The following is a 21,598-nucleotide window of genomic DNA, read 5'->3' on the forward strand; positions in this document are numbered from 1 at the left end:
GCATACTGTTTTACCGTGTATTTTTTCTTATCTAATTTTCCCATAATTCAAAAGTAGTATAAAATATTGTATTTACAAAGTAAAAATTTTTATACTTTAGTTTAATGTTTTTATTTTCTATCAAAATTAAGTGTTACCTCTTCGTTTGGAAGAGGTATATCTGTATTAAAAAATTCTTTACATAAGTTTCTACATCTTGTGTGGTAAACTTCTTGTTCTGATGTAGTGTTTTCTGTGGTGCTGATAATAACTCTTAAAACCTCTCCTGTATCTTCGTTTACTTTTTCTTCGTAGTTACAGTTGTATTTTAAAAATTCGTGTACCTCTTGCTTTGTTTTTACCTCTCCCCATTCTTCGAGTATGCAATTTTGGAATATGACTACTATAATTTTCCAATAGTAAGCGTTTTGTTTATTGCTTCTTTTATTTCTTCTTTTTTTAAAAGTAACATCGATTGTATTTCCTTCGTATCCTTTTAAAATATTTGCTATGATATTTATATTGGATGCGAATTTGAAGTTTTTAATTAAAACAGGAAGAGTAATTTCGTTTGGAGATTTCATTTTTTTCGTTTTTTTTACTACAATAGGTTGTTGTATATAGTAGTTCAAGTGTATTAAAACGCACAAGAACACCGTATATGATTAAGTACTAACTTTTGGTTTATAATCTAACATAGTGCCTGTTAATGCAAAAAAAAGGTTTTGCAATTCATCAATGTGTTTTATATGAGGTAACTCCATACTTGTTTGGTCGGGTTGTTCACCCTCTGATATGTCTAAAAACATTTTTAATCCCCATTCAGTTCTAGTCCATAAGTCTATTCTTTTAAATTTAGGTAATCTAACGTCTAGAATATTAATTGTATAACAGTCATTATCTTCTAATGTAAAACCTAAATCTAACAACCCTTGTTCTGTAATTATTATTTTTTTTGCCTTCATTTATCGCTTAATTTTAAGTTCAGATTATTTTTAATCGTGCCTAATCATATACATTTTCGTTGTAGTTAATATTGGCGAAAAACACTCGGTCTTTCATTTATGTAATTCTAGTTAATTCCATTTTTAAATCTAAAGCCGATCTTTTTAATGCTCCAGATTCTTTACAACCCATAAGATAATAATCTCCATCTGTATTTAATCTTTCTTTTAACGCTTTAAGTCTTTTGTTAAAGCGTTTTACTTCGTCTTCTACTATTTGAATATCTTTTTTTGTCATTTTAATCTAATTTATTTAGAATGTTATACTGAATTTCACCTGCGTTAAAATCAGGCTTCTCTATAAGCAATTGCAAGTCTTCTGATTCTGCCCACTCCATAATTTCATTAAGAGAATTTTTATCTAAGAAACTACAGTCAAAATGCATTGCTCTTACTTTTCCTAAACCTAAAGAACCTAGTTTTAAGGCGCAAATATATTTTGATGAACTAGATAGTTGGTTATTGTCTATTGGTAGACCATTATACAGTAAACCATCGTCTGTCATTTCAAATTCTTCTGGCAGATTAGCGTCTTTAATCATTTGAAGTCTTTCTTCTGAAATAGTGTTTAATTCTTTAGTAAGATTATCTGATTTTTCTCTTGCTTTTTTACCTTCTTCTACCCAATCATTGTATTCTTTTAATTCTCTTTCGTAATTATCGAATTTATATTTTTGAGTATAAGCATCTTCTAATTCTTTATCTATTTCTGTAAAAGTGTGATAAGTTGGCTCGTCTAAAGTTTTAACCTCTTTATATGGTTTTGGTTCTGGGTGTTTTTTTATCAACTCATTTGTAATACCATCATAATCAATAAATTTTGATACTGCTGTTCCTCTAATGCTTAATAGTTTATTAAAATCATTTTTAATAGTAATTAAATCGTTTTTTAAGTTTTCTTGAAGTTCATTAAACTCTATAGCTTCTTTTTGATATTCTTCATTTTCTTTAACCCAATTTTCTTTTAAAGAAGTATTCTCTTTTACTAAATCTTCTTTTCTTTTTTTAATTGCATCAATATCTGGGTTTGTAACTTCTTCGGGTTTTTTCTTATTTAAACCTGATATTCTTTTTAATTCTCTGTTAGCATCAGTTCTTTCTGAGTACTTTTCTGCGTACTTTTTATCTATTTCGGATAAATCTATACCTAAAAGGTTTTGAACCATTTTAAGAGCTTCTTTTTTAGTACTTCTGATAAATTTATCAATATCAAATTTAACTCCGAAATACTTTTCTCCGATTGCAGAAATAACACCTGTAGTCATTTTAATATCTTCGGCGGTTGTAAAAGATAATTTCTCTGATTTTTCTGTAAAACCCCAATGAATTTTAGATCCGTCAGTTAACTCCATTTTATTACTGCCTTTTGTTTCTCCTCTACGAACAATAATGTTTGGTTTTTCGCCTTGAAAACGATTAATTAAACCTTTTAAAAGGCTTGATTTACCTTTATTGTTTCCGCCTGTAATAATTGCAGAATGACCGTTTAAATCTATTTCTTGATTTTGGATTGCTTTGTAGTTTACTACTTCAATTGATTTGATTTTCATTATTTCTTGTTTTTAAGTTATTGTTTATGTTTTAATTTGTTAGCACATTTTTTACTGCAAAACACCTTATCTATTTCTTTTTTTTCTTGAATTGTTTCGTATTCCATTTTACCCCATCTTAAAGAGTTTTTATCCCAATTAAATTGTTTGTTACAAATGAAGCAAACGTGGGTTTTTGATTTGTCTTTTTTAAATACGATTTTCATTTCTTAAACTTCTAATTCTCCAGTAATAATATTAAAGTGATGTAACATATCTACTTCGTGATGTTCCCAACCTCTCTCTGCATAAACGAAACCATCACAACCCTCAATAGTCCAACCACTTTTTTCTAACATTTGGGCTTGAAATTTAAGTTGTAAAGCAAGTTTAGATAACTTTGTAGTTGGTAGATTTAAAGGCATTAAATCAGTCCATTTAACCTCTCCTTTTTCAGTAAATTTAATATTTACTTTATAGTCTTGAAGTCTGCAAGTTTTATTTTCCCAAGAGGTAACTAAAACTCTATCTCCTAAAGCACAATGATTGTTTTCTACATCTGTAATTAATGCTTCTGGAATAACATCTCCTTCAAAACCTAATTTATCATTTAACTCGTAAAATTCTTTTACAATTCGTTTTAACATCGGATGTTTAATTTGAAAACATCTTGATCCGTCTTTTGGTTTTTTGTAAGACCCGTATAAGTCAGAAAATTCAAGGGCTTTATGAATGGATGTGCCGAAGCTAGCTGAACAATCTCTACTTAAATCCCAAGCACCTTGAATAATTTCTTTTTCTAATTTCCAATACTTAATGCAATTCTGTAAAGCGTGTGAAGGAAACTTTTGAATGTACTTCTTTACATACGTGGTTGCTCCGATTAAAAACTCTTTTGTAATAGGATTTGTGTATGTATGAGTGTCTTCGTTAAAATTTATAATAACACCTTCTTCATTAAAAGATTTTACGTTATCTTCTTTTTTTAATTCTACTCTATCCGCTATTTCTATGGTACAAGAAACCAAGTGATTTACCAGGTGTTTTTTAAACTTGGTATCTGATTCATCTTTGATGTAGAAATCAACTACTTTTCCTGTAATTGGAAAGTTTATTCTCTCTATATCGTATATGTCATCGGTTTTGCTTATGTAACCTATTTTTTCATCATTAAATAAAACTACTAATGCTTTACTATCAAATTGGTTGTAAGGTTCGTGAGAGATTGTTATCTGACTTCCCTCTTGAATTTCTTTTGCTTCTGACGGATTAAATTCCGTTCCGACTATTCTACTTCTCATTTTTATATTTATTTAAGGCTTTATTACTCTACGTTTATTTCTTGAACTTCTACTTTGAATTTTCTTTTGTTTTCTTTCTCGAAATTATAAACGTGATGCTCTAATCTTAAAGGTGTGTTTTCTGTAATACCTATTAACTTATAAAGTTCTTCCTTATAAATTCTTCTTCCATTTAAAAATGCTTTGTATAAAAATCCGAAATTAGTAACAATAACTTTTAACTCTTGTTTATTTCTTTCTTGCATTTCTAAATACAGCCCTCCACTCATATCAATATCTGTTAAATAAGATTCTTGTAAATGTCTGTAAGTGTTGTGTAATTCTTTATTTGCTCCCATAATTTGTTTATGATTTAAGGTTAAAAGAAATTAGTGAGAATAGAAATATCAATATAATTATAGCGATAACTAAAGGCAACCAACTTGTAAAAGTGGTTTTGTCCTCACTTCTTTTTAATTCTTTCATTTATTATATTTAAAGGTTAATACTTTGAGATTATCGTTAAATCTCGCTTTTTAATTTGTTGTAAAACTGTTCTAATCTATCCCAATAAGGCTTTTTTATTTTTCTACTATTATTACCTCTTAACATATCTAAATGAGAGGCAATAAATATAGTAGGGTTTCTGATTACTGTAGCTTTATTTAATTCTATGGGTTCGTCAGGAAATTTATACCCTTTAAAAAACAACTCTATTTCATCAATCTTTTTCATTTTTCTTTTTTAATTCTTCAATTCTTTTTGATATACCTATTATTTGTTCTGGAGTTAATGCCCTTGTAGTTAATGCTTTTGTTAAAAGGTCTAATTTGTCAGATTTTAAAGCGTCTTGATAATTACTATCACTTAAAGTTTTTTTCTCTTTAGTAATGGTTTTTGGTGGTGGCGTTTGTTTTGGAGGTGTTTGTTGAGTTTGATTATTACTTTTAGGTAAACTATTAAAATCGATATTAGAATCAAATCTTAAAACTCCTTTTTCGTCTTTTCCTAAAATTCTTTTAACTTTATTATTTTCGTCGAAATCAATATCCCATGTCCATTTATCTAACTTTAACCCCCAATCAGAAGTTCCAATTTTTTTACCTCCTTGAAGTGCTTTTACCTTAAATTCTGGCTTATCTTTTTCGTGAGTTAAATCTTTAGCTCCTTTTAGCTGTAGAAATATTCTAGGATAATCATATAACTCTCTACCAATACCAAATCTAAAACCTGCTCTTTTAAAAGAATCAGAAGCTCTACCTTTTGTTTTTTCTGATTGACTTTCTACACCTACATCTGTTCGCCAAACCCATTCATTATCAACCTTTACACCAATAGAACAAAATAATTGACCATCAATTAATTCGTATTTATTCTGCCAATCTAAACCACAAACTTCATCAAGTCTATTCATATCTACCCTGGCATCTTTATAAGGTAAAATAGTAGCCCAACCACTTGTACTAATAGATTGTATTCTAAAATCTATATCAGAAATTTTTAAAGGTTCTGAAAGTTTTTCTAAAATTGATTTTTCTGTAGCCATAACTATTTGTATTGTGTTTTTTTAAAGGTTAAAAACGATTCCATTTTTTTTGTAAAATCTTCATCAAAAACCCTACAATACCATAAGTTTTTTAATCTTTCTTCTTTATGGTTATCGCCTAAATACTCTGGGTTTTTTAATCCAAAAAAATGTTTAGGGTTTTTTATTTGTAGAGAGTCTAATTCTTTTTTTACAAATTCTACTCTTTTTTTTAATTTCTTATTTCTTTCTTTCATTTAAGAATGATTTTAAAGGTTAAAATTGAGTTGGTAAATATACTGCTTTTTCACTCAAAAATACACTGTTTTGTGTAAAAAATTACTTAATTTTTCTATCAATCCTATTTTCTTTGTATCGTTCAAAATCGAACATAATATTTTGTTTTTCTGTAAGAGATAATCTTTGGTGTGGTCTTAAAGGTTTTAGATCGTAATAATTTTGTGATGCGAAATAGAATTTAACAGAACATTTTGGTTCTATATGTCTTTTAATAGAGATATAATCAGGAAAGGTGTAGTGAGTATGGCTACTCATACCATAAACTCTAAAAGAGCATTTTATATTGGCAAATTGTAATAATCTTGAAAGGTTTGATAAGGTTGGATTTTCTTTATCTAAAAGAGATTCTAAGAAATGAATATCTACTTTAGAAGATTCTGCAACCTCATTTAATGTAAGGTTGTTTTTTTTAAATTGGTCTATCATTAAAGGTAGAATTTCCTTTAAATCTTTATGTCTTTTTCCCATAATTCTCTTGATTTTTCTGATATTAATTTAGTTTCTAATTGTAGATACATTTCATAGTCTCCAGAAGTATTTAAAAATAGTTTTAAAAACTCTCCTTTAGTAAGTTTAAGGTAGTTAAAATAATAATCAAAGGTTTTAGATTCTGATTTTAAAATGAAGTTAAAAACAGTTTCTAATTTAAAGGTTTTACAGCTTTCTGTTTTTGTTATTATCTGCCACATTGTTTTTTTGTTTGGTTTTATTTAGAGTTTAATTTTTCTTAATTGATTAAGTGTGCAGTAAGATATTCTCACGTTATTTATTGATTGTATATTTCTTTTTCTTAATTCGGAAATTAATTTTTCTTTTTCTTTTTTGTCTTTATTTTTTTGTAAAATTAATTTTCTTTTTCTCTTTTTTAATAAAATTTTATTTTTTTCTTTTAAATTTAATTCTTGTTTTGTTTTTGGTTGTTTTGTTTTTGGCTGTTTAGTTTTACGTAATTTCTTTTTTTTAGTTTTTTTATTATGTTCTTTTTTGTGGCATTTTCTACATAGGATTTCTAAATCATCAAGTTTTTCGTTAAAAATATTTTTATATGTTTTGTGATGTATGTCTGCTATTTTACCTTTTAAATTTGCTTTACATCTTTCACAAGAGCGACCTCTTAATTTAAGAACAGTATCTCTTTTTTCTTTCCATTCTTTAGAATTTAGGTATTTTAAATACTCTTTTTTTCTTTTAATGAAAAATATTTTTCTTGATGATTTAGATTCCATTTTTATTTAGGGTTAATTTTATTTAATACATCTTCTAATATAGGTAGATAATAACTATTAGTGTCTTTTAACATATCGAACATAGCTTCGCAAAGCTGATGCATTTTAGGTGCTTGTGCAATTAATCTTCCGTTTGCTTCAATTTCTTCGTCGGGAATTTTACCGTCGTTATTTATATTTAAAGAAAATGCGTTTGTGTTTTTATCTTTTAAACAATAGACAAAACCTATTGAATTTTCTGATTTAAACCATTCTCCTTGCGTGTATTTATGTTTTACAATAGGTCTTTTAAATACTTTTTTAGCGTTTATTTCTCTTGCTAATTTACCTAATTCTTCTGTTGTAATATTGTCTTTTCCTGTAAACATAATTATATTTTTAGATTAATAAATTTAACTATTGCCTTGTATGTTTCTTCTTTTTTTGATGAGTGATTAAACTCATTAGATGTAGAAAAAACATCATTTATTTGGCAACCTTTTCTGTATATAGTAACTCCATAACCTAATTCTTCTACTTTTTCTACAACTGGCATTAAACTACTCCAATTTTTATGATAGTCTAAATCTTCGGGTCTAAATGCTCTTTGCGGTTTAACTGTTTTATCTAATAAAATAGTATTTGTTGGTGTAAACAACATACCCATAAGTTTAGTTGCTATGAGTGTGTTGTTTTTTATTATTTCTTCTAGATTTGTATTTTCTACTATCATAATTTAATATTTTAAAGGTTTTCTTTTAGTTTTTTATAGTCTTCAATCTCTGATTCTATTTGCCATTTAATTTGATTTAGTTCATCAATTAAAGATTCTGTTAATGGGTTTTTGTAAACGTGGAAATTACTTATATTACTCCATCCAATAGAAAATAAAAGGTTGTTTACATTTTCTTCGTTACCAATGATTAAGCATTTTTCAACTTCATTTTCACTTTTTTTGCCTTTGATTCTTTTTTCTTCGGGGATGTTAAATTGATAATCATCCGAAAACTGAATTACTTTTAAAATTAGTTCTTCTGTATCTTGTATTTCTACGTTAATATTACTTTCGTAATCATTAATAGATAATTGTTTTCCGCATTTTGTTAATACTTGAAATATGCATTGATTTCTATTTTTCTTCCAATTTAATATTTTAAAGGTTGTCATAATGTTTTTTATTTTAAGGTTTTCTGAATAATTATTTACTCGTTAGTGTATTCTTTCTCACAATCTAAGTTACAGAAAAGGTACTTCACTTTATTTCCGCAATTCAAACAGTCTTTTTTCTTACTTAATATCTCTTTATAATTTAAAGGAAAGTAAGTTTTTAGTTTAGTGTCTCTGAATACTTTTTGTGCTTTTAGTTTTTTAGTGATTGATTCTATTTCTTTTTTAGACCTATTAATATCTTGGTATTTTAAGACTTTTAAGCCGACCTTATAAGGTAAATACCCTAAACCATTTTTTAATATTCTTAGATAATTAATAGTTTTTATTTTTTGGTTTTTATCTAAATGACTAAAGTATTTTAATTTCTGAAAATCTATTTCTTTTTCTGTTATCATAATATTTTAATAAAGTTCAATTCCATTAATTTCTAACATTGCAAACAGCATATCTGCAAATGGATTTTCATCTAAACACTCCATACATTCGGGTTTTATAGGTTTTATGTATTTTAATGTCATTTCGTGGATAAACTCGTAGCAATCTTTTACACCTGATTTCAAGTCAAGAAAATTATTGTCAATTTCTTCTTGTATTGCATTATAATCTATTGATGTTTTCATAATTACATTATTTTTAAATTAAACTTTTCATCAGGAATAAACATCATATATTCTTCGTTTGAAGTTGTTTTTTGCTCTAGGTTAAAATCTAGCATAAAGTTATGTAAACTATAAACCATATCATATTTTTTAGCTTTTTTAAGAAGTTTTATTAATTTTTTAGGTAATTCGTTCAAGTCGTTAAATTCGCTTAATGTAAACCCGTTAAAATCCTTAAACGTGTTAAATAAATCATCTGTTTTTAGCATATAAATATCCATAATTTTATTTTTTAAGGTAAAAGATTGAAGCATCTTTTACGTGGTTTTCTAATTTTTTAAATGCTCTTTTTTCATCTCCATAAGTTTCTATTTTTATTTCGATTGTGTAATCTTCATTTGTTAAGAATATAAAAGTTTTAATTGGTGGCATAATTTTATTTTTTAAAAGTTGTGTTAAATTCTTTTTTAGTGTATTTTAAGTATAATTCAGCAAATTGCTTGATGCTTTTTATTTTATAACCTGATATAACGTCAAAATAAACCTCAACATCCTCGTAAGTGTAAACAAAAATCGCTTTATCGTTTTTAAACTTTTTAATAAATTCCATTAATTTTTTATTGGCAGATGTGTCTGACTTCACAAATCCATTCTTTTTTAATAATTTTCTGAATAATATTTTTTCTTGATGGTTCATAATTTTAAGGCTCTCTTTTTAAAGATTTAATTGTTTTTAAATTTCTTCTAAGTACTGTTTAAATTCTTTCCAGTTTTCTTGAATTACATTTGCATTAAAATGAGCTGAATTACTACTTCCGTTATCTTTTACTTTAAGGTTTTTGGATTTCAGAAATTTTCTTATAAGTTTATTTACTTTAGAAAAGTATTGATTAACGTCTTTTGTTTTTGGAATAACATCTTGATGATTATCTTGAATATAGTTTAATATCCCATTGTAAGCTGAATTATAGCTTTTATGTCCGTAAGAAGGTTTATTGAATTTCATTATTTTAAGTTTTTTAAGATTTCTTTTTCATATCCCCAAGAATGAATAACTACATAAAAACCCATATAATGTATTCTTGCTATTAAAATAGGATCTTCTTTTTTAAAATTTTTTGCTTTTGGGTCAAATTTAGATTCAGGAGCTATAATGTGTAGTTCTTTTAAATTATAGTCTAATTTGTTTTTTGAGATAAATTTATTTAATTTTTTAAATTTATCTAAAACCTTAAAAGGAACTTCTGCTGTATAGTTTTTGATATAATCAAATTTTAGATTATATTTTTTACATATATCAAATATGGTTTCCTCTGTAAGAATATCGTAACCGCTAAAGTCTTTTTTAAGAGTTTTAAGTGTTTTTCTTTTTTTCTTTTTGTTTTCTAAATCTCTTAAAACTCTGGAGTAATCAAAGTTTCTAAAACCCAAACTTCTCAACCCCTCAATTTGACTCACAATTTCATCATCAAACATAGAATTATCCAACTCTTTTTTTATATCTTTAATTTCATTGTCTGCGGAACTTTTAATTTCTTGGTGCAACTCTAATACTTTTAAATTGTTCATAATTTTTGTTTTTTAATTGTTTTTAAATTGTTTTTCTAAACTGATTATACTCTTTTAATAACCCCATAAAAGAAATGAAGTTTACAAAATTGGTATATGATGGTACTAATATTTCAGAAAGCGCAAAGAATTCTATTTGATTTCCTGTAGCTTCTAAAAATAATCTTAGAAACTTTTGTCGGTTCATTATTTTAGGTTTTGCTGTATAATCTAGGGTTCTGATTCTTGCATCTTGGTTTTTTTTAATAAACTCGGCAATTTTAAGATAATCGGTTTCTGCGATTACTTTCTTTTTCTTTTTACTGGTTACTATGTATATCATAATTAAAAAAGGTTTTTAAGGTTGTATTTTTAGTGGTTTACAGTAGTTTTGAGCTACTTAATATAATGTTTGGAGTAAACTATTAGATAATACTATCGTAAACCTTTATTTTATCGCTTTCAGTACATTTCAGCAGTTAAAAATATAAACGTGTACTTAAATTCTTATTTAATTGTAAATTTGGTTTTATAGCTACTTTGTGAATACTTACCGCTTCTGTCAAATATTAGAATGTGTTCTCCTTTTTGCTCTAAAACTTCCATTAAATCTTCATAGTTTTCATCTTCAAAATAAAGAAACCCTTTTTTGAAAAAAATAACATTTTTAAAATCATAGATTTTACTATCTGGAGCTTTTATTCTAACTAATTCATAAGTAGTTTCAATAGAGTTTGCTAAATTACTTTCGTATTCAAAAACATAGATTAATAAATTGTGTTTAGTTAAATCTTCTACAAATTTACATAGCAGATTTGAGTTTTGTGTAGCAGAATTACTAAATGATCCTTTTGTAATCATTGTCTTATATTGGTTTTCAGTTTCTTCTCCGAAATCATCTACATAATTTTTAGTAGTCCATTGGCTAAAAGATAAGTTTACAAATAAGATTGTGATAAGAGTTAAGATTAATTTTTTCATTTTTATATTTATTTAAGTTGTTAAAAATTTGTGTTTAAGGTTTTCTACTGAATTATTTACTTGTTAAGTTGTTAGTTTTCTAAATAGTATTGAAAAATAGAGTTTAATTGAATTCTTAATTGTTTTTTTGATGCTTTTGCAAGTTTTATAAACTCTTTTTTTTCTGAAACTTCATCGTCTGAAAAAGATAAAATTCCGTTAATTAATGAAGTTCTTGTGTTTTCTGCTATGCAAAACACTATTTGCTCTAAAATTTCTTTTTTGTCTTTGTCCATTTTAAGTTAATTTAAAGTTTATGTTTTTTAGAGTGCCATATACCTAAAAGATACATATTCATTTGACTATAATTTAGTGGAGGTGAAATAGAAATATCCTCTTTAGTTAAAATAAATCTTGTTTTTTTGCGTTTATCTTGGTCAAAAAATAGTTTAATTTCGCCTTTTATCTTAAAGTGGTTAATACTATTTTGTAAGGCTGTTAATTCTGGGTTACTGTCCATTTGTTTGTGGTTTTACTGGTTGATAATCTAATTTATTTGATATTCGTTCTAGTGTATCGTTATCGATAAAATTTCCTTTTACCTTTTCAGTCCACCATTTATAAAAATAATATGTCTTACTCATTTTCTTTGTTTTTTAACCATTGGATAAATTGATGTGCTTGTTCGTGTACTTTTTCAATAGGGTATTTTGACGGTTTATCAATCATAGCCCAATTTGTTCTGTAGTTCTCGAATTCTGAAAAAGTTAATTTTTCACTTGCCAAGCTGTCTAGTTTTTTGATTAATGGCATTAACCAATCCCACGATTTATGGAATTTTAAATCATAATCCATTTTCCAAACTACCGCATTTTCAACGTCTGAAATATTTGGTATTAAATATTTAATGTTAGGAAAGTAAACGTCTTTTTCATATTCCATAAATTCGGCTATTTCTGAATTTATACTGTTTACATTATTCATTTTCGGGATTTTATTACAGAATAAATCTGTTAATACTTCTTTAGAGTTTTCCATTATAAAAAAACATTTAAGGTTAATAAAAAGCTAATTGTAAATATTACTATCCAAGTAATAAGTGCTACTCTGTTAATTTTCTTCATCTTTGTTTATCTTTTTTAGAGTTATTTTTTTACCTTCTCTTACCCATTTGTGAGTGCCATTCTTTACTTTTTCTGCATCTGTTAAAACGCATTTTTGTTTACATTCTTTTGCTATTCTTTTGTTTTCGCTTCTGAAATGTTCTGCGGAAACTTTATTGAGTGCATTTCTTTTAAACATAATTTTAAGGTTTTCTATTAAATTATTTGTTAGTTTTTATTTTTTAGTTAAGAATAACAAATGTTATATCTTCGTCGTTTTCTTTGTTGTCTGTTAATACTAAATATTGTTTTCCTTTTCTGAATAACCTAAATTCACTAATAGCTCCGCAAACTTTACCTATTGCATATTTTTCGTTTTCTATTTGTAAAGGTTTTTGGTTTTTGTAAAGAGTTTTAATATCTCTTATTTTAAGATCGATAATTCTCATGATGCTTTTAAATTATATTCTTTATACTCTCTAATTACATTTAAGTTTTTGTACTCCAGTAAATCTAATAATTGTAAATAGAATTCCGTTTCGTATTCGTTTTTTAACGATTCTAAACACTTCTTTTTAATTAGATAGTATTTATAATCAATAGCGTTATAATCTTTTGCGTAAAAAGGTCTGTTTAGGCTTTTTTCGTTTGTTTCGTTTCGTTGTCTTGTAAAAATATCCTCTAAAACAAAATTGTATTCTTTTACTACTAATTTTAAGAAGACAAAATATCTAATTTCAAAATCTGAAATATTATAACTTCCTCGTTCTTTTCCGCAAAATTTTAAAATGCTTTTTGTAGGTAGTTCATCAAATAAATTTATAGTTTCATTTCTTTTGATATTGATTTTATCATCTAAAATAAAATCACCTGAATAAGCAAAATACCTCAAAGCATTTCTTTTTGTTTCATAGGCTTTCCATCCTCCAGTCTTTTCGTTTTTGGTTCTAAACCAATTATGATGTATAAATAAAGTGTCTAATCTTTTATCTGTTGTGGTTTTCATTTTTTTTTGATTTAAAGGTTGTTTTTTTTAAGGCTTTCTTTTTAAAGATAATTAAGTTTAAGAATTAAATTAACTACAAATAACATTTTCTTTTGCATCTAATTTTATAGATTTAAAATTTACTTTTAAACCTGCATAAAAGATTTTTTTATTATCAGATTCTTTATTTTTTTTGTCGCAAAATATTTTGTTTAAAAACTTCTTTTTGCTTGTTTCTTTATCAGATAATAAATGTCTGTAGCTTTCTATTGATTTTATAAAATGTTTCATTTTTCGGCTTGGTTTTTTATTCTTTACACAAATAAGTTTTTGGTTTTCCTTCTATTATATAGTGTTTATACAATTTTTCTATGTAGCTAGATTGATTGCTTCTTTTTGCGTTGTTTTTCAGTCTTTCAAGTTCGTGTTTTTGCACTAGAACTAATTTATAAGGCTGTTCTAATAGTTTTCTGATTTTATGTTGTAAGGTTATGTTACCTATTTTTAAAGAGTTGTTTAAATTTGCCATTTTATTTAGTTTTTTAATTGATTAATTCAATAATTTGAGTATCGTATTTTTTACGGTTAAAATCATCTTTGTAAGGTGATGAAATTTTAATTTTGTATAGGGTTTTCGCTCCTTGATCTAAACTTGATATAATACTATAAAATTTAGTATTGATTTTTGCATCAGATAAACCGCTTTTTAAAAATGCTTTTAAATGATTTTTTTCTGTTTGTGTAACGTGTAAACATTTAGTTATTTTCATTTTTTACATATTTTAAAACGTTATTTATTAAAATGTCTCTAGCTTTTTTATTGTTAGATAAATAATTTTCACCTAAATAATAAGGACTAATTTTTAAACAATTTGGTATTTCTAAATTGATATTTTTAGTATCTGTTTCAATGCAAATCAACCAACTTTTTTTTTCAATTAATTTTTTTAATAATTCTTTATGAATTGAATACGGATTCCAAAACCATGCCCAATATTTTTCGCCGTCAATTTCTATATTTAAAATAGTTTTATTTTTTCTACTTTTTATTGCCATTGTTTTAAGGTTTTAAGGCTCTCTTTTTAAAGATTAGCACGTTTTAAGAATTAATATCATATAAATAAAAATTTCCTTCTTTACTACTTACAAAGTTGAATATCTTTGTACCTCTTTGGTCGGTTTCAGAATTATAAAAATGTTCTTTGTAATAGGTTTCTTTTTGTTCTGTTTTCGTTGGTTCTAAATTATCAAATATTAGATAAAACGTTTTTTTTGATACTTCTATTTGCATGATGTTATTTTTTTAAAGGTTTTATATAGAAATTTTCAAAGGTTTTTGTTTCTGAATTTTCGCTAAAAGCTACATTTATTTTTTTACTTGTTTTAATCCAATTTTTATTTAATTCGGTTTTTATTGGATTGAAAATAGCAACTTTACAAACTGAATTAAATTGATTTTTTTCTTCTGAAATTCCCGTAAATTTTAAAGGAATTTTTTTATCGATATAAATATATGTATCACTTTTTTTTAGTTCTGATATTAGCATAATTTTTATTTTTAAAGGTTGTTAATTTAATTAAGATATAAAAAAGGTCTTTGTGTATTCAGAAAATTTTTGAGCGCTTAAAAACTTTTTAAAATCGTTTCTAAAATTTTCGTTATGTTTTTTTAAATTTTCTTTTGATTTGTAAATATTCTTTTTTTGCCATTCCTTTATAAAGGTTTTAATTTCTTTATTTTCTCTTAAAATTGTGGCTTTTCCTGGACTTTTTTTTTGATTGTAAAGCATATTATTTTTTTAATTAAAGGTTAATTGTATAGGTTTTTAAAACCCGCAAACGTTCTTTTAACTTCATTTGTTTGCGGGGATAAAAAACAAACCACCTTTAAAATATATTTTTACTTATTAATTTTTAAGAAAGACTTCTTTTAATTCCTCCGCATAAATTGTATAATTATTTGCATACAATTCTAATTTGTTTTTTTGCCAGTCTTTATACTTTTGCTCGTTGGGTAAAATTTCGATATTATCATTATCGACCAAATTTGAATAATGTATGCATTTTTGATCCTCATCAATATTTGCATATTTAAATTTAAAAGAATAGCATAAAACCTCATCAACATATTTTTTTATGGCTTCTTTTAGGTTTTCGGCTTTTATTTCTTGGCTTATATCGTAATTATTAACGTTTTCGGTTTCTCCTTCATTAAAATTATCAATATAAACATGATGTAAAGAAGTAATTTTGTAAGTTTTCATTTTTTAAGTATTTTAAAGGTTAAAATTTTTAGGTTCTTTAATAAATTATAAGGCTGTTAAGGTTTTGAATTATCTAATTATTGCGCTGTTATAATTAACTGACCTAGTAGTACATTTTTGAGATGACACACAACTACATAAAAAGGTAATTATTAATAATATTAATACTAGTTTTAAAGTTTTCATTTTTTGTGGTTTTATGGGTTTAAATAAAAATTTATAATTCTAAAATTTGCATCTCTTGTGAGTTTACAAAATCCTAAATTAAATTTTTTAGGCTCGTTTTTGTAAACGAATAAACAATTTTTAATATACTCGTTTCTATGCGTTTTAGATATGTTTGCGGGTAAATTAGCTAATATTTGACGTATGCTTAATCTGTTATAAATTGGCTTTAAAGTATTCATTTTTTTTATATTTTAGATGCTGTTCGGCTTTATACTTTATAAGTGTATATTGTAAAGTTATTTTTTTGTAACTGGCTTAGGGCTTTACTGTATTCTTTTAAAGAATATTTTTTAGCTTCGTTTTTAACGTTTATATATCTTATAAAACAATTTTCTAATTTTGTTAAGGTTACAACAATATTATTTTTTTTTGCGATTATTTTCTCTGTAGCATTTATTTTTTTCATGCCTTCAAAGATTGAAATATCATTCATAATTATATTTTTAAGGTTAATTTATATTTTTTGCTCCTTGTTAAAATTCGATTTTTACATACTTCTATAAAGCATTAAACAAGGAAAGTAAAACAGTTTTAAAACTTGTTCAGGTTTTAAGGGTTTACGATCTAAAATAAAATGTTTCCCCTTGATAATCGCATTGTGAATAATCTTGTTGCACGTTCTCCGCTGTACTATTCCAATCTATTTCAACCCAATGAGGAAAATCTTTAGAAATGTACCCACAATCAGTTAAAAGATCCTTAACGTATTCTTCGAAATAATTTTCGTTTATTAAAGTTTCACCGTAATAGAACTCACTACAATCGTTTTCAATTTCGTTTATTTCTTCAATTTCTTCGATTTCCGTATTCCATAAATCAATAAAACTTGTAATTTCTTCTTTATCTTGTTTTATATCCTCGTAACTTTCTGTAATTTCCTCATATTGTGGAAACTCCTCTATAAAAGCATTAAAAATTTGTTCTTTTAAATCGTTTCTTTTTTCTTCTAGGTCTCTAGTATCTAAATAATCCATAATTTTAGTATTTAAGTTTGTTTTAAAGTTTAATAATCTTGAAATAATTCGTTAGCTTCATCAATATTGATGCCTATTTTTTGTAATTTTTTAGCGTTTTTACTACATTCACGATATAGATTTAAATGATTTATAGAATCATTACTATATCCGAATTCGTCGCAAAAATCATCAAAAGACAAAGATCCGCAATAAGAATCTAAAACTAAACAATACAAAATATCATCAATATTTAAAGGCTTTGGATTCGTGAATGTGTTTAGCTGAGTAACTAAATAGTTATAGCTTTCAATTTCTTTTCGACTATTGAAATTAAGCCATTTTTGAGCCTCTTTTTTGCAGTATTTATTTTTTTCTACTCTATGCCCTATTCCAGCAAAATAGTCAAAACTTTGCCCGTTGATAATGATATTATAAGTATCTTTTAACCAAAAATTTTCGTCAAAAGTTAATTGTAAATGTATCGCTTTAAAATCAAAAGATTTCTTTAAAATGTTGCTTTGTGTTTTCATAATATTATATATTTATAAGGTTAAAAATTTAAAGGTTTGTTTTATCTTAATTTATGGTTAATAGTAGAAACTAAATCTATTTTAATTTCCTCTTTTAATACCTGTACTAATTCTTGAAGTACTAAAGATTCCGAAAGGTTTTGAGGTGCAAAGTTTAAAATTTCGTTACTGGTTAACGGCTTATCTTTATTAATGCCTTTACATTCCTGCAATTCTGTTAATGATCTCATAATGATAATATTTTAAAGGTTATTATTATTTGATGATTGTTGTTTTTTATATAATTGAGTAAATAAGAAAAAAGAAACAAGGGATAAAATTATACATATTATTGCCTGTTCGTGTTTTATCTTTAAAAGAAAGTTATAAGCCATATATAAAGATAATAAAGTAAAAAAAGAAATAGCTATTGACAGTATAAAACTAATTGATTTCATAATATTTTAATATTTAAAGGTTCGTATTAATTACAATGCAAATCTACATTATATTAATTGATTAAAAAAAATAAATAAGCAAAAAAAGATTAATTTATAATCATTCTAAATAATAAGCTATATATAATAATAAGAGTAACACAATACAATAAAACATCACAACAACAAAATAAGAATATTAATACAACAGATAAACAATAAACAATATCTATACAATCCGCTCGACAACATAAAGAATATAAATAATAAACAAAACCAATAACAACAACACTAAACAATAGGCAACAACAATAATAAAAATAAAACATCATAAACCATAAAACTATAAACAACATCTATTATATTTTTTTTACAGGTCTTAACCCATTTTTACGTCCTCTAATCAACGCAAATAAAAATTCTACCCCCAAGTATCAAAAAGTTTTAAAAGTGTCTTAAACGAGCTAAAAAAGGTATTAGGCGAGTAGTTTTGGAATTAGCTGTAGCGTGTGAGGTAAAAAACTCAAAAAGTAGAAAGGTTTTGAGAATATCTAGAACCCCATCCCTAAAATGAAACGGAAAACCCAAATGGAAAAGGTGGTGGATATTGTAGTACTAAGCTCTAACATTCAACAGTACACGCTCATTAAAAAGTAAAAATATGTCTAATATTGGTGTTAATTATTTTGCGTACTACTACTACGTATATAGGAGATAAAAAGATTTGATGTAAATATTGGTAGTTTTTGTAGTGTTGATGGGGGTTGTAGAGGATTGTAGTGAGTATCGTTTTTTGATATTGATAAATGTTAAATAGTATTAAAAAGTGATACTATTGTATTATCTTTGTTGCATAAGATAGTTAATTAATGTTTGAAAACAAAGAGAAATTAGAATTAATTTTATTTAGGTATTGGAGAGGTTTGTATAGGAGTAGGTTTACTACTGATGATGGTAGGGTTAGTTATTGGGGTTATAGTGATGTAAAGTATGTTCCTATTAGTAAGATGGTTTTAAATATGAATATATCTGGGGAGTTATCAGATAAGGCGTTGGCTTTCTTGGTTAAGGTATTGAGTAGGTCTAAGGATAATAGAGACCCTTTAGAAAGTGGAGGTACATTTGTAGATTATGAGTTACCTTTTTTTAAAAGTAGGTATAGTAGAAATACATTCTTTAAGTATAAAAAAGAATTGGTTGATTTAGATTTATTAAAACACTTTGGTAGTAATTACTATGTGTTTAATCCAAGGTATTTTAACAAGATAAAAAATACAAAAGTAGTTAATCAGAAAAATCAAGTAAATGGTAACAGTTAAATACGATTTAAAGAACTTTAAGTGTATCTATTTAGGTATAGATATTAGTGTTACAGATAGAGGTGCTTATGCTTATAAATGCTCACGTACTAAAAGTGTAAAGTATGTAAAGAAAGAATCTGTAAATAATTATGTTGCTGTTAATATTAACGGTGTTTACTGTATGGTGTTTACTGATGATTTTAATGTAGATGAAGATAGGATTCATAATGTAAATGTAAGTGAGTATATAGGTAATAGAAGACGTTACCTTAATCATATAAATGAAATACACCAAGAACAAGTTATGGAAATAGAACGTAAAATAGAGTACTTTAAATCAAAACTAAAATAGATAAATTATGAAAAATCAATATCTAAAAAATAACTTAGAAAAAGCTACTATGGATATAGTAAAAGCTTTTGAAAAGAAACAAGATATGTATTTTCAGTTCTTTGTTGCTGATGATGTTACAGGTATTGCTTGTTTTGGGGATGTACTGTATTTTAATATCTCTGATATATGCCACGATGTATTTACAGAACAACCTAAAGGATTAATCGTAGAATGGTTGGAAGACTGTATGGAAAACGAAAAACAAACTATAAATTACCAGTCTTATTCTAAGGGATTGAGGTTTGTTAAAAATGATAAATAATTTTGTATCTACACGGTTACGAACTAAGCCTAACCCCTTATAAACACTAGAAACCTTAAAATAGATAATTATGATATTTATATACGCTAAAGACAAGAAAATTAAATGTCTTACTCATACAGAATCACTAGAAAGAAATAAACAATTATTGAGTGTTGGGTATATTCATACTGCTACATTAGATCCTTGTCGGTTTTTAGAACATTTACATAACAACGATTTATCTGTTCCTGGAGATTTATTTAATTCAGTAAAAGATTTATCTAAAACTTAAAATTATGTCAAGAAAAATAGCAAAAGAAGGTGATACTATAGAATGGTCTTTTCCTGACGATAAAAACACTCCAGAACATTTTAGAGGTAATACTTTTCAAGCAAAAGTAGTTGTGGTAAACCGTAAAGAAAAAGAATATGCTGTGTACGCAGAATATGGAATTGACTATATAGGTTTTAATGATTGTAAAATAATAAATGATAAATAATAATTATGATGTTTTTAATTTATTTAATAGGTTATTCTATTGCAGGTGCTTGTATATTTTACGCTTTACTTTATTTGATTATTCATTGGGATTCTTTCTTAGAGTTTTTTCATCTCGATAAATTTCTAAAAAGATTGAAATAAATATTTTATAGTGTTAAAAAATACATTACTTTTGTACCACTTCACTTTCATAGTGGTTATATTTATTTAAAGGTTAAATATAAAAAACACATCAGCTCTTGTTGGTGTGTTTTTGTTTTTATATATTTGTTATCAAGATAGTAGCTTTTCTGGTCATTTTTATTACTTTAATTATTGTCATTCATTTGTATTAATTGAAAAACCACGCATAATCTGCGTGGTTTTTTTATTTGGTAGTTGTACTTATTTATGTTATAAATGAAGCCAATTTCTTACTCCAAGGTTTTTAATAGTTGTATCTTTATCCGCCCATACTTGCAATATCGATTTATCTGTAAATAAAAAAGGTTCTTGTAAGTCAATTTTTGTAGATGCTATAAATACATCGTCAGTAAGTTGAGAATCGTAATACCTATGAGCAAATTCTATTGGAAATGCGTTTGCGTGAACTCCTCCTAAAAGAATTCTAGCTTTTACTAAAACATTTGGTGTATTTGTAGTTACTCTTAAATCAATTCTTAAATCTACTAAATCACCTTGTTTAAGTTCGCTAAAATCGTATTTACCGTCAGTAGTATCGATTATATCCGAAACACCTACTACAGTATTTAAAGAATACGCTCCTAATCCGTCGTTTGGTAAATTTACCCAAGTAGATAAATTAGCGTTACCAGAGTTTAATTCAATAGGGGTTGTAGTTGTTGATGTATCATTATAATCAATAACTCCCCTATACAGACGTTCCCCACCCACTTGTGGGGTATTAAAACCCGTATTTAAAGTGTAAAAGTCTTCCCACTCTTGTTCTGTATAAGCACCTCCTGCTTCTGTTTTAATATTTGCTAAAGGCACTATGTCGCTAAATTTTTCTATTCCTTTAAAAAAGAAATTTGTACTTGATTCTGATGTTTTATTTACTAAAACATTTTTAGCAAAACCTGTGTAATGTACGTTGTTTTCATCTGTAACTACAATGTAGTTATTACGTCTAAATATTTTATAGTCCATTGTTTATCTAATTAAAAATTCTGAATAAAAGTAATTGTTTTTAACTAAAAAACAGAGTATTACAGTAATTCAGTATATTTATCTTTTTTTGTAAGGAACTCTTTTCTTTTTTCTTTTACCATTCATATTATGAAGTTGATTGAATTTATTTATCATCATACTTCTTTCTTGTGCCTCGGTTTTTATATTTTTTAAATCTATTTCTAATTTAGATATTCTTTCTCTTAAAAAATGATTAGATTTTTGCAACTCAGATTTTTCTTCTTTTATCACCGATTTTTCAATAATAAGATTATTTATTTTTTTTTGATATGATTTTATATCTTGAAGTAATCCTCTTACATTTTCTTGTGATTTAAGAAACTTTCTTCTCATAACAACCCAAGAGCAAAACCATTTTTCTTCTGTATTGTTAAATGTAAACATT

The 21,598-nt window shown here is 25.9% G+C and carries 50 protein-coding genes; 5 read left to right on the plus strand and 45 right to left on the minus strand.

Annotation, left to right across the window (positions count from 1 at the left end; translation table 11 throughout):
- Nucleotides 1-110: 110 nt before the first annotated feature.
- From ACTG3V_RS11855 to ACTG3V_RS12065, 43 genes are all read right to left on the minus strand, one after another.
- Nucleotides 111-563 (minus strand): hypothetical protein, encoded by a 453-nt coding sequence (locus ACTG3V_RS11855; RefSeq protein WP_439132379.1) that lies wholly within the window; start codon nucleotides 561-563, stop codon nucleotides 111-113.
- Between the two features lie 81 nt (nucleotides 564-644).
- The gene (locus tag ACTG3V_RS11860) at nucleotides 645-944 is read right to left on the minus strand and encodes a hypothetical protein (RefSeq protein WP_439132380.1); all 300 of its coding nucleotides are present in this window, start codon (nucleotides 942-944) and stop codon (nucleotides 645-647) included.
- A gap of 97 nt (nucleotides 945-1,041) precedes the next feature.
- Nucleotides 1,042-1,221: a hypothetical protein gene (locus ACTG3V_RS11865; protein WP_439132381.1), complete on the minus strand. Its 180-nt coding sequence runs from the start codon at nucleotides 1,219-1,221 to the stop codon at nucleotides 1,042-1,044.
- Nucleotide 1,222: 1 nt separating this feature from the next.
- Nucleotides 1,223-2,533 carry an AAA family ATPase gene (locus ACTG3V_RS11870; protein WP_439132382.1) on the minus strand — a complete coding sequence of 437 codons (1,311 nt, stop codon included), beginning with the start codon at nucleotides 2,531-2,533 and terminating at the stop codon, nucleotides 1,223-1,225.
- Nucleotides 2,534-2,742: 209 nt separating this feature from the next.
- Nucleotides 2,743-3,813: a hypothetical protein gene (locus tag ACTG3V_RS11875; protein ID WP_439132383.1), complete on the minus strand. Its 1,071-nt coding sequence runs from the start codon at nucleotides 3,811-3,813 to the stop codon at nucleotides 2,743-2,745.
- A 23-nt stretch (nucleotides 3,814-3,836) separates the two neighbouring features.
- Nucleotides 3,837-4,151, minus strand: a complete 315-nt coding sequence (locus ACTG3V_RS11880) for a hypothetical protein (RefSeq protein ID WP_439132384.1) — start codon at nucleotides 4,149-4,151, stop codon at nucleotides 3,837-3,839.
- A gap of 163 nt (nucleotides 4,152-4,314) precedes the next feature.
- Nucleotides 4,315-4,527 (minus strand): DUF6965 family protein, encoded by a 213-nt coding sequence (locus tag ACTG3V_RS11885; RefSeq protein ID WP_439132385.1) that lies wholly within the window; start codon nucleotides 4,525-4,527, stop codon nucleotides 4,315-4,317.
- The gene (locus ACTG3V_RS11890; RefSeq protein ID WP_439132386.1) at nucleotides 4,514-5,338 is read right to left on the minus strand and encodes a hypothetical protein; all 825 of its coding nucleotides are present in this window, start codon (nucleotides 5,336-5,338) and stop codon (nucleotides 4,514-4,516) included. Before ACTG3V_RS11890 ends, ACTG3V_RS11885 begins: the two co-directional genes overlap by 14 nt.
- 2 nt (nucleotides 5,339-5,340) lie before the next feature.
- Entirely contained in the window at nucleotides 5,341-5,574 is a 234-nt protein-coding gene (locus ACTG3V_RS11895) for a hypothetical protein (protein ID WP_439132387.1), read from the minus strand.
- An 82-nt stretch (nucleotides 5,575-5,656) separates the two neighbouring features.
- Nucleotides 5,657-6,085, minus strand: a complete 429-nt coding sequence (locus tag ACTG3V_RS11900; RefSeq protein WP_439132388.1) for a hypothetical protein — start codon at nucleotides 6,083-6,085, stop codon at nucleotides 5,657-5,659.
- Nucleotides 6,061-6,306 (minus strand): hypothetical protein, encoded by a 246-nt coding sequence (locus ACTG3V_RS11905; RefSeq protein WP_439132389.1) that lies wholly within the window; start codon nucleotides 6,304-6,306, stop codon nucleotides 6,061-6,063. Before ACTG3V_RS11905 ends, ACTG3V_RS11900 begins: the two co-directional genes overlap by 25 nt.
- A 21-nt stretch (nucleotides 6,307-6,327) precedes the next feature.
- Nucleotides 6,328-6,843 carry an HNH endonuclease gene (locus ACTG3V_RS11910; protein WP_439132390.1) on the minus strand — a complete coding sequence of 172 codons (516 nt, stop codon included), beginning with the start codon at nucleotides 6,841-6,843 and terminating at the stop codon, nucleotides 6,328-6,330.
- Between the two features lie 2 nt (nucleotides 6,844-6,845).
- Entirely contained in the window at nucleotides 6,846-7,211 is a 366-nt protein-coding gene (locus tag ACTG3V_RS11915; RefSeq protein WP_439132391.1) for a hypothetical protein, read from the minus strand.
- 2 nt (nucleotides 7,212-7,213) lie between these two features.
- A complete protein-coding gene (locus ACTG3V_RS11920; protein ID WP_439132392.1) occupies nucleotides 7,214-7,555 on the minus strand; it encodes a hypothetical protein in 342 nt (113 codons plus the stop codon).
- Between the two features lie 11 nt (nucleotides 7,556-7,566).
- Nucleotides 7,567-7,989 carry a hypothetical protein gene (locus tag ACTG3V_RS11925; protein WP_439132393.1) on the minus strand — a complete coding sequence of 141 codons (423 nt, stop codon included), beginning with the start codon at nucleotides 7,987-7,989 and terminating at the stop codon, nucleotides 7,567-7,569.
- Between the two features lie 35 nt (nucleotides 7,990-8,024).
- Complete coding sequence (locus ACTG3V_RS11930) at nucleotides 8,025-8,387, minus strand: hypothetical protein (protein WP_439132394.1); 363 nt, start codon at nucleotides 8,385-8,387, stop codon at nucleotides 8,025-8,027.
- A 6-nt stretch (nucleotides 8,388-8,393) separates the two neighbouring features.
- Nucleotides 8,394-8,612, minus strand: a complete 219-nt coding sequence (locus ACTG3V_RS11935) for a hypothetical protein (protein WP_439132395.1) — start codon at nucleotides 8,610-8,612, stop codon at nucleotides 8,394-8,396.
- Nucleotides 8,613-8,614: 2 nt separating this feature from the next.
- Nucleotides 8,615-8,872 carry a hypothetical protein gene (locus tag ACTG3V_RS11940; RefSeq protein ID WP_439132396.1) on the minus strand — a complete coding sequence of 86 codons (258 nt, stop codon included), beginning with the start codon at nucleotides 8,870-8,872 and terminating at the stop codon, nucleotides 8,615-8,617.
- A 4-nt stretch (nucleotides 8,873-8,876) separates the two neighbouring features.
- A complete protein-coding gene (locus tag ACTG3V_RS11945; protein WP_439132397.1) occupies nucleotides 8,877-9,023 on the minus strand; it encodes a hypothetical protein in 147 nt (48 codons plus the stop codon).
- A gap of 4 nt (nucleotides 9,024-9,027) precedes the next feature.
- On the minus strand, nucleotides 9,028-9,288 hold the full coding sequence (locus ACTG3V_RS11950; RefSeq protein WP_439132398.1) for a hypothetical protein: 261 nt from the start codon (nucleotides 9,286-9,288) through the stop codon (nucleotides 9,028-9,030).
- A gap of 36 nt (nucleotides 9,289-9,324) precedes the next feature.
- Nucleotides 9,325-9,597, minus strand: a complete 273-nt coding sequence (locus ACTG3V_RS11955; protein ID WP_439132399.1) for a hypothetical protein — start codon at nucleotides 9,595-9,597, stop codon at nucleotides 9,325-9,327.
- On the minus strand, nucleotides 9,597-10,160 hold the full coding sequence (locus tag ACTG3V_RS11960) for a hypothetical protein (protein WP_439132400.1): 564 nt from the start codon (nucleotides 10,158-10,160) through the stop codon (nucleotides 9,597-9,599). The genes ACTG3V_RS11955 and ACTG3V_RS11960 overlap by 1 nt, the downstream gene beginning before the upstream one ends.
- Nucleotides 10,161-10,182: 22 nt before the next feature.
- On the minus strand, nucleotides 10,183-10,482 hold the full coding sequence (locus ACTG3V_RS11965; RefSeq protein WP_439132401.1) for a hypothetical protein: 300 nt from the start codon (nucleotides 10,480-10,482) through the stop codon (nucleotides 10,183-10,185).
- Nucleotides 10,483-10,646: 164 nt separating this feature from the next.
- Nucleotides 10,647-11,120, minus strand: coding sequence for a hypothetical protein (locus ACTG3V_RS11970; RefSeq protein ID WP_439132402.1), 474 nt, complete (start codon nucleotides 11,118-11,120; stop codon nucleotides 10,647-10,649).
- 71 nt (nucleotides 11,121-11,191) lie between these two features.
- Nucleotides 11,192-11,395, minus strand: a complete 204-nt coding sequence (locus tag ACTG3V_RS11975; RefSeq protein ID WP_439132403.1) for a hypothetical protein — start codon at nucleotides 11,393-11,395, stop codon at nucleotides 11,192-11,194.
- 11 nt (nucleotides 11,396-11,406) lie between these two features.
- The gene (locus ACTG3V_RS11980; protein ID WP_439132404.1) at nucleotides 11,407-11,619 is read right to left on the minus strand and encodes a hypothetical protein; all 213 of its coding nucleotides are present in this window, start codon (nucleotides 11,617-11,619) and stop codon (nucleotides 11,407-11,409) included.
- The gene (locus ACTG3V_RS11985) at nucleotides 11,609-11,743 is read right to left on the minus strand and encodes a hypothetical protein (RefSeq protein ID WP_439132405.1); all 135 of its coding nucleotides are present in this window, start codon (nucleotides 11,741-11,743) and stop codon (nucleotides 11,609-11,611) included. The genes ACTG3V_RS11980 and ACTG3V_RS11985 overlap by 11 nt, the downstream gene beginning before the upstream one ends.
- On the minus strand, nucleotides 11,736-12,137 hold the full coding sequence (locus ACTG3V_RS11990) for a hypothetical protein (protein WP_439132406.1): 402 nt from the start codon (nucleotides 12,135-12,137) through the stop codon (nucleotides 11,736-11,738). Before ACTG3V_RS11990 ends, ACTG3V_RS11985 begins: the two co-directional genes overlap by 8 nt.
- Nucleotides 12,138-12,209: 72 nt before the next feature.
- Nucleotides 12,210-12,401: a hypothetical protein gene (locus ACTG3V_RS11995; RefSeq protein ID WP_439132407.1), complete on the minus strand. Its 192-nt coding sequence runs from the start codon at nucleotides 12,399-12,401 to the stop codon at nucleotides 12,210-12,212.
- A 43-nt stretch (nucleotides 12,402-12,444) separates the two neighbouring features.
- Nucleotides 12,445-12,651 carry a hypothetical protein gene (locus ACTG3V_RS12000; RefSeq protein WP_439132408.1) on the minus strand — a complete coding sequence of 69 codons (207 nt, stop codon included), beginning with the start codon at nucleotides 12,649-12,651 and terminating at the stop codon, nucleotides 12,445-12,447.
- Entirely contained in the window at nucleotides 12,648-13,208 is a 561-nt protein-coding gene (locus tag ACTG3V_RS12005; RefSeq protein WP_439132409.1) for a hypothetical protein, read from the minus strand. The genes ACTG3V_RS12000 and ACTG3V_RS12005 overlap by 4 nt, the downstream gene beginning before the upstream one ends.
- A 69-nt stretch (nucleotides 13,209-13,277) precedes the next feature.
- The gene (locus ACTG3V_RS12010; RefSeq protein ID WP_439132410.1) at nucleotides 13,278-13,478 is read right to left on the minus strand and encodes a hypothetical protein; all 201 of its coding nucleotides are present in this window, start codon (nucleotides 13,476-13,478) and stop codon (nucleotides 13,278-13,280) included.
- Between the two features lie 16 nt (nucleotides 13,479-13,494).
- The gene (locus ACTG3V_RS12015; protein ID WP_439132411.1) at nucleotides 13,495-13,716 is read right to left on the minus strand and encodes a hypothetical protein; all 222 of its coding nucleotides are present in this window, start codon (nucleotides 13,714-13,716) and stop codon (nucleotides 13,495-13,497) included.
- Nucleotides 13,717-13,729: 13 nt separating this feature from the next.
- The gene (locus ACTG3V_RS12020; RefSeq protein WP_439132412.1) at nucleotides 13,730-13,957 is read right to left on the minus strand and encodes a hypothetical protein; all 228 of its coding nucleotides are present in this window, start codon (nucleotides 13,955-13,957) and stop codon (nucleotides 13,730-13,732) included.
- On the minus strand, nucleotides 13,944-14,243 hold the full coding sequence (locus ACTG3V_RS12025; RefSeq protein ID WP_439132413.1) for a hypothetical protein: 300 nt from the start codon (nucleotides 14,241-14,243) through the stop codon (nucleotides 13,944-13,946). The genes ACTG3V_RS12020 and ACTG3V_RS12025 overlap by 14 nt, the downstream gene beginning before the upstream one ends.
- A 43-nt stretch (nucleotides 14,244-14,286) precedes the next feature.
- On the minus strand, nucleotides 14,287-14,478 hold the full coding sequence (locus ACTG3V_RS12030) for a hypothetical protein (RefSeq protein WP_439132414.1): 192 nt from the start codon (nucleotides 14,476-14,478) through the stop codon (nucleotides 14,287-14,289).
- Nucleotides 14,479-14,482: 4 nt separating this feature from the next.
- Complete coding sequence (locus ACTG3V_RS12035) at nucleotides 14,483-14,734, minus strand: hypothetical protein (RefSeq protein WP_439132415.1); 252 nt, start codon at nucleotides 14,732-14,734, stop codon at nucleotides 14,483-14,485.
- Between the two features lie 30 nt (nucleotides 14,735-14,764).
- Nucleotides 14,765-14,977, minus strand: coding sequence for a hypothetical protein (locus ACTG3V_RS12040; protein WP_439132416.1), 213 nt, complete (start codon nucleotides 14,975-14,977; stop codon nucleotides 14,765-14,767).
- Between the two features lie 117 nt (nucleotides 14,978-15,094).
- Nucleotides 15,095-15,451, minus strand: a complete 357-nt coding sequence (locus ACTG3V_RS12045) for a hypothetical protein (RefSeq protein ID WP_439132417.1) — start codon at nucleotides 15,449-15,451, stop codon at nucleotides 15,095-15,097.
- Nucleotides 15,452-15,887: 436 nt separating this feature from the next.
- Complete coding sequence (locus tag ACTG3V_RS12050) at nucleotides 15,888-16,112, minus strand: hypothetical protein (RefSeq protein WP_439132418.1); 225 nt, start codon at nucleotides 16,110-16,112, stop codon at nucleotides 15,888-15,890.
- A 124-nt stretch (nucleotides 16,113-16,236) separates the two neighbouring features.
- On the minus strand, nucleotides 16,237-16,653 hold the full coding sequence (locus tag ACTG3V_RS12055) for a hypothetical protein (protein ID WP_439132419.1): 417 nt from the start codon (nucleotides 16,651-16,653) through the stop codon (nucleotides 16,237-16,239).
- Between the two features lie 29 nt (nucleotides 16,654-16,682).
- The gene (locus tag ACTG3V_RS12060; protein WP_439132420.1) at nucleotides 16,683-17,165 is read right to left on the minus strand and encodes a hypothetical protein; all 483 of its coding nucleotides are present in this window, start codon (nucleotides 17,163-17,165) and stop codon (nucleotides 16,683-16,685) included.
- Between the two features lie 41 nt (nucleotides 17,166-17,206).
- Complete coding sequence (locus tag ACTG3V_RS12065) at nucleotides 17,207-17,395, minus strand: hypothetical protein (protein WP_439132421.1); 189 nt, start codon at nucleotides 17,393-17,395, stop codon at nucleotides 17,207-17,209.
- Between the two features lie 1,055 nt (nucleotides 17,396-18,450).
- Between ACTG3V_RS12065 and ACTG3V_RS12070 the strand changes: the two genes are divergently transcribed.
- The 5 genes from ACTG3V_RS12070 to ACTG3V_RS12090 all read left to right on the plus strand — a co-directional run bounded on the left by ACTG3V_RS12070 (nucleotide 18,451) and on the right by ACTG3V_RS12090 (nucleotide 20,020).
- Nucleotides 18,451-18,900, plus strand: coding sequence for a hypothetical protein (locus tag ACTG3V_RS12070; protein ID WP_439132422.1), 450 nt, complete (start codon nucleotides 18,451-18,453; stop codon nucleotides 18,898-18,900).
- Nucleotides 18,887-19,234 (plus strand): hypothetical protein, encoded by a 348-nt coding sequence (locus ACTG3V_RS12075; protein WP_439132423.1) that lies wholly within the window; start codon nucleotides 18,887-18,889, stop codon nucleotides 19,232-19,234. Before ACTG3V_RS12070 ends, ACTG3V_RS12075 begins: the two co-directional genes overlap by 14 nt.
- A 7-nt stretch (nucleotides 19,235-19,241) precedes the next feature.
- Nucleotides 19,242-19,538, plus strand: a complete 297-nt coding sequence (locus tag ACTG3V_RS12080; protein WP_439132424.1) for a hypothetical protein — start codon at nucleotides 19,242-19,244, stop codon at nucleotides 19,536-19,538.
- A 70-nt stretch (nucleotides 19,539-19,608) separates the two neighbouring features.
- Nucleotides 19,609-19,812 carry a hypothetical protein gene (locus ACTG3V_RS12085; protein WP_439132425.1) on the plus strand — a complete coding sequence of 68 codons (204 nt, stop codon included), beginning with the start codon at nucleotides 19,609-19,611 and terminating at the stop codon, nucleotides 19,810-19,812.
- A gap of 4 nt (nucleotides 19,813-19,816) precedes the next feature.
- Entirely contained in the window at nucleotides 19,817-20,020 is a 204-nt protein-coding gene (locus ACTG3V_RS12090) for a hypothetical protein (protein WP_439132426.1), read from the plus strand.
- A gap of 395 nt (nucleotides 20,021-20,415) precedes the next feature.
- On the opposite strand, the gene ACTG3V_RS12095 is transcribed toward ACTG3V_RS12090, so the two are convergent.
- Both ACTG3V_RS12095 and ACTG3V_RS12100 read right to left on the minus strand, forming a co-directional pair.
- Entirely contained in the window at nucleotides 20,416-21,171 is a 756-nt protein-coding gene (locus ACTG3V_RS12095) for a hypothetical protein (protein ID WP_439132427.1), read from the minus strand.
- A 78-nt stretch (nucleotides 21,172-21,249) separates the two neighbouring features.
- Nucleotides 21,250-21,598: hypothetical protein (locus ACTG3V_RS12100; RefSeq protein WP_439132428.1), on the minus strand; the 349-nt coding region annotated here is incomplete at its 5' end.

This window comes from Polaribacter sp. (assembly GCF_965660385.1).
GTDB lineage: Bacteria > Bacteroidota > Bacteroidia > Flavobacteriales > Flavobacteriaceae > Polaribacter.